The 5,126-nt window shown below is 61.2% G+C and carries 5 protein-coding genes and 1 pseudogene; 4 read left to right on the forward strand and 2 right to left on the reverse strand.

The window, feature by feature from the left end; all coding sequences use genetic code 11:
- Together C9413_RS33865 and C9413_RS27500 are read right to left on the reverse strand one after the other, a co-directional pair.
- Positions 1 to 116: pseudogene (locus tag C9413_RS33865) on the reverse strand (nucleoside triphosphate pyrophosphohydrolase); the annotation flags it as partial.
- Positions 117 to 122: 6 nt separating this feature from the next.
- Positions 123 to 710: a nucleoside deaminase gene (locus C9413_RS27500; protein WP_039844834.1), complete on the reverse strand. Its 588-nt coding sequence runs from the start codon at positions 708 to 710 to the stop codon at positions 123 to 125.
- A 243-nt stretch (positions 711 to 953) separates the two neighbouring features.
- Here C9413_RS27500 and cysG point away from each other — a divergent pair, with 243 nt between their 5' ends.
- The 4 genes from cysG to C9413_RS27520 are packed head-to-tail and all read left to right on the forward strand — an operon-like array spanning position 954 to position 4,915.
- Positions 954 to 2,396, forward strand: a complete 1,443-nt coding sequence (gene cysG / locus C9413_RS27505) for a siroheme synthase CysG (protein ID WP_170251169.1) — start codon at positions 954 to 956, stop codon at positions 2,394 to 2,396.
- Between the two features lie 2 nt (positions 2,397 to 2,398).
- Positions 2,399 to 2,713: a DUF2849 domain-containing protein gene (locus tag C9413_RS27510; protein ID WP_039844836.1), complete on the forward strand. Its 315-nt coding sequence runs from the start codon at positions 2,399 to 2,401 to the stop codon at positions 2,711 to 2,713.
- An 8-nt stretch (positions 2,714 to 2,721) separates the two neighbouring features.
- The gene (locus tag C9413_RS27515) at positions 2,722 to 4,392 is read left to right on the forward strand and encodes a nitrite/sulfite reductase (protein WP_170251170.1); all 1,671 of its coding nucleotides are present in this window, start codon (positions 2,722 to 2,724) and stop codon (positions 4,390 to 4,392) included.
- 10 nt (positions 4,393 to 4,402) lie between these two features.
- Entirely contained in the window at positions 4,403 to 4,915 is a 513-nt protein-coding gene (locus C9413_RS27520) for a DUF934 domain-containing protein (RefSeq protein ID WP_039846747.1), read from the forward strand.
- Positions 4,916 to 5,126 lie beyond the last annotated feature (211 nt).

The raw sequence follows: 5,126 nt of genomic DNA on the forward strand, positions 1-5,126 counted from the left end.
GTATAGGGCTTGATCGTTTCGAAGGTCTGGACGATGTCCCAGGGGCAGCCGGTTTTGGGATCGCGCAGTGCCGCCATGATCTCGATCAGGCGCGAAATATCTTTTGAAGCTTCCATGATATCTCAGTTCAAGGGGATGGCATTGGCGTCTTTGGACGCCTGATAGATGTCGGACAGCGCATCGTAGCGGGCCTTGATTCCGGCGGCCCGCGCTTTCAGACCGGTTTTCAGCGGTTCGTCCTCGCTTTCGATAAGATCGGCGATCGCAAAGCTGTTCCAGAATGCGTTGTGACGGCGGTATCCGCCCGGTTCGAGCCCGAAGACCTCCTTCAGAATCTTCAGATCATGCGGGATGGCAAAGCTGTCGCGCGAATCCTCATGGCTGAAGAAATAATAGAAATTGTCGAAACCCGCCCAGGTGATCGCCGACATGCACATGCTGCAGGGCTCGTGCGTCGAGAGAAAGATGAGATCCTTGGTCGAGGGCTTATCGGACAGCTCGTAAAAGCGCTTCAATGTGTGGACTTCGCCATGCCATAGCGGATTTTCCAGTTCGTTGTTCGTTTCCGCGACGACCAGCGCCAGGTCGGACTTACGCAGGATTGCCGCGCCGAAGACCTTGTTACCCTCGGAAACGCCGAGCTCCGTGATCGGCAGGATATGCTTCTCGATGACTTCGAGAAGACGGGGAGCAATCGTCTTTTCCGGCATAGTGTTCTCCTGTTTCGAGCAGTTTACCGGTTGCCGCCGGGAAGCGGAATGCATGATCGCGCCGAATCTGGGCATTTGTCACCAGCTTATGATGCGCTGCAGCAGCATTTTCAAACGACCGGGCGACTTTTCTCAAATCCTTGAGATGGCGAGCAAAAGAATACGCACTCAGCGGGGCTTTCGAATTTCTGTTTCTTCAATCCGTTGACCGTAAAAGGCATAGTCGGCCAACTTCGAAGTGGAATGATAATGCCTTCCAGCAACGAACTGCTATCGGTGTTTCCCGCATTCTTCCGTGTGGAAGGGCGGATCGCAGCCGTTTTCGGCAATGGAGACGAGGCCTTCGCCAAGGTGCGCCTGCTGCTGAACACGCGCGCCCGCATTGTTGCTTATGCGGACCATCCCGAGGCCGATTATCATTCGTTCCTGATTTCCAATCGAATCGAAACCGTCCGTGGCGCTTTCTCGCCCGAGCAGGTGGATGGTGCGACGCTTGTTTTTGCTGCAACCGGTAATGCTGCCGAAGATCGCGCGGTCGTGGAAGCTGCCCGGGCGGTCAGAGTTCCGGCCAATGCAGTCGACCAGCCGGACTATTGCGATTTCTTCACGCCCGCTCTCGTCAATCGCGCGCCGGTCGCCGTTGCGATCGGCACGGAAGGTGCCGGCCCGGTGCTCGCGCAGATGATCCGTGCGCAGGTCGATCAGTTGCTTTCCCCGTCGCTCGGCCGCCTGGCCGATCTTGCGACGAGCTACCGCAAGACCGTCGAACATCTCGTTCCACGCGGCGTCGCCAGAAGGGTCTTCTGGCGCCGTTTTTTCTCTGGTCGCGTGGCGGACGCCGTTGCAAACGGCAATCTTCCCGAAGCGCGGCGTGCCGCAAACGGCCTCCTGCGCCCGGCGGAAAAGGTTGACGGTCGCGTCTGGCTCGTCGGTGCCGGTCCTGGAGCCGAAGATCTGCTGACGTTGCGCGCCCAGCGCGTGATGATGGAAGCCGACGTCATCGTTTTCGATGCGCTGGTGCCGCAGGCGATCGTCGATATGGGTCGCCGCGATGCCGAGCGCCTTTCGGTCGGCAAGCGCAAGGGTTGCCATTCGAAATCGCAAGAAGAGATCAACGATCTGCTTGTCCAGCTTGGACGCCAGGGCAAGCGCGTCGTGCGCCTGAAATCCGGCGATCCGCTGGTTTATGGCCGGGCAGGGGAAGAGATGGCGGCGCTGCGTGCCGCGGGCATCGGCTACGAGGTCGTTCCGGGCATCACTTCCGCTTTCGCCGCCGCGGCCGATTTCGAGCTGCCGCTGACGCTGCGCGGCGTTGCCTCGTCGCTGGTCTTCACGACCGGGCATGATCTGACCGGCGACGTGCTGCCCGATTGGGCAAGCCTTGCCGTGTCCGGCGCGACGATCGCCGTCTATATGGGACGGACCGTCGCAGCTTCGGTCTCCGAGCGGCTGATGAGCGCTGGGCTTCCCGCCGAGACGACCGTTGCCGTCGTCGAGAATGCAAGCCGTGCGGACCGTCGCCTACTGCACGGCATTCTGCGCGATCTTCCCGACTTGCAGCATCGTGACGAGTTGACCGGACCGGTCATGGTCATTATCGGCGATGCCGTCGCAGGCGCCAATTTCGAACTGTCCGAGCCACTGGTGCGCCATGAGGCGACCGCGCCGGAATTTGCAAGGAGCTGAACATGGTCGACAAGGTTCTGACCGCCAACAGGCTGACGGACGGCGTGGCGGTCTGGCTTAACGCCGGCGGCGAATGGGTAACCTCGCTGCAGGATGCGCTCATCGCCCGCCATGCCGAGGCCGTGACGGCTTTGGAAGAGATCGGCAAGAAATCCTATGCCGACAACAAGGTCGTTGACGTTGCCGTCATCGAAGTTCAGGAAGCCAACGGAGTTCTATGGCCGCTTCGCCTCCGCGAGCGCATCCGCGCCCAGGGCCCGACCATGGAATATGCGCCGGGCTACAAGCCGGCCGATCCCGAATTCATTGCAGTCTGAGGAAGCTGATGTACCGTTACGACGAATTTGACCACGCCTTTGTCGCCGAGCGCGTCGAGCAGTTTCGCGACCAGGTCCAGCGCCGTCTGACCGGTGAGCTTGCCGAGGATGCGTTCAAGCCGCTGCGCCTGATGAATGGCGTCTATTTGCAGCTCCATGCCTATATGCTGCGCATCGCCATCCCCTATGGCACGCTCTCCTCGCGCCAGATGCGCATGCTCGCCCATATCGCCCGCACCTACGACCGCGGCTACGGTCACTTCACGACCCGCCAGAACCTGCAGTTCAACTGGCCGAAGCTCTCCGACATGCCGGACGTGCTTGCCGAACTTGCGACGGTTGAGATGCATGCCATGCAGACCTCCGGCAACTGCATTCGCAATGTCACGGCGGATCATTTCGCCGGTGCCGCGGCGGACGAAGTCGCCGATCCGCGTCCCTATGCGGAAATCCTGCGCCAATGGTCGTCCGTGCATCCGGAATTCTCCTCCCTGCCGCGCAAGTTCAAGATCGCCGTCACCGGCGCCGAGCGCGACCGCGCGGCGATCCAGGTCCACGATATCGGCCTGCATTTGAAGAAGAACGACAAGGGTGAGATCGGCTTTGCCGTTTACGTCGGCGGCGGCCAGGGCCGCACGCCAATGGTCGCCAAGCTGATCCGCGACTTCCTACCGGAAGAGGACCTGCTGTCCTACACGACCGCGATCATGCGCGTTTACAATCTGCACGGCCGCCGCGACAACAAGTACAAGGCGCGCATCAAGATCCTCGTGCACGAGACCGGTGCCGAAGAACTGGCGCGCCAGGTCGAGGTTGAGTTCGTGCAGCTCAAGGATACCGAGCTCAAGTTGCCGGAGAAGGACGTCCAGGCGATCGCCGCCTATTTCGCGCCGCCCGTGCTGCCGGAACGCGCCGAAGGCTGGGAGAACCTTGCCCGCTGGAAGAAGGCTGATCCGGCATTTGCCCGCTGGGTGCAGCAGAACGTAGCACCCCACAAGAACCCCGATTACGGCATGGTGACGATCTCGCTGAAGCCGATCGGCGGCATCCCGGGTGATGCCTCTGACGCGCAGATGGATGCCGTTGCCGACATCGCCGAGGAATATGCCTTCGACGAAATTCGCGTGAGCCACGAACAGAACCTCATCCTGCCGCATGTGGCGCTGGGCGATCTGGAAGCCGTCTATCGCGGCCTGGTCGCGGCTGATCTCGAAACTGCCAATGCCGGCCTCATCACGGATATTATTGCCTGTCCGGGGCTGGACTATTGCGCGCTCGCCAATGCGCGCTCCATTCCGGTTGCGCAGGAGATTTCCAAGCGATTTGGTGATCCTGCGCGTCAGGCGGAGATCGGCGAACTGAAGATCAAGATTTCAGGCTGCATCAACGCCTGCGGGCATCACCATGTCGGCCATATTGGCCTGCTCGGCGTCGAGAAGAAGGGTGCCGAACTCTATCAGATTACGCTCGGCGGCTCCGGCGACGAACACACCTCGATCGGGGAGATCATCGGCCGCGGCTTCGAACCGGACAAGGTGACGGACGCAATCGAGACGATCGTCGATACCTATCTCTGCATCCGCCGGGACCCGTCTGAAACCTTCCTTACAGCCTATCGCCGCGTCGGACCGCAGCCTTTCAAGGACGCGCTCTATGGCGCGGCCGCGGAAGCGGCATAAGGAGGGGATGATGACGAAGATTTGGAGAGAAACCGGTTTCGTCGCCAACGATCCCTGGGTGATCGAGAGCGATGAGGTGAAAGCGACCGAAGATCAAAAGCCTCTGCTCGGCCTCGACGAGTTGATCGCCACGGCCGGAGAGAGCAACGATGTCGGCCTTGGTGTGCTCATCAAGCCCGCCGACGACGTGCGCAAGCTCGAGCCTTACCTCGATCGCCTCGATATCGTCGCTGTTGCTTTTCCGGCATTCAGCGACGGCCGTGCCTTCAGCCATGCTTCGCTGCTGCGCGAGCGACTGGGTTATGCCAACGAATTGCGGGCGGTAGGCGATGTGCTAATCGACCAGATCCCGTTGATGCTGCGCGTCGGGATCGACAGCTTCGCCGTGACCAATGAAACGGCGCTCAAGCGCCTTTCCGAAAATCGGCTGCCCGGAATTCCGCATCATTATCAGCCGGCTGTGCGTGACGCGGACGTCGGCAGGGGCTATAGTTGGCGCCGTCAGGCGAAGCCGGCGGCATAATGCCGGTTCGCCGTTTCTGATGACGGAAGCGATGCAATGAAACATTTCGAAGTGGCGGTGGACGGCGGCGGGGTCGCCCGGAGGGGGGGCGCGAGCGCACCGGCGCGCGGGGGGCGCAGCGCGGCGCGGCGTTGGTGTCGTCTACACATCAGACGGCGGCGCGGGGGCGGCGCGGGGAGGAGTCGGGGGGGGTGCTCTTGTGTATACAAAA

Origin of the sequence: Rhizobium sp. SEMIA 4085 (genome assembly GCF_013004495.1) — a bacterium.
GTDB classification, from domain to species: domain Bacteria; phylum Pseudomonadota; class Alphaproteobacteria; order Rhizobiales; family Rhizobiaceae; genus Rhizobium; species Rhizobium gallicum.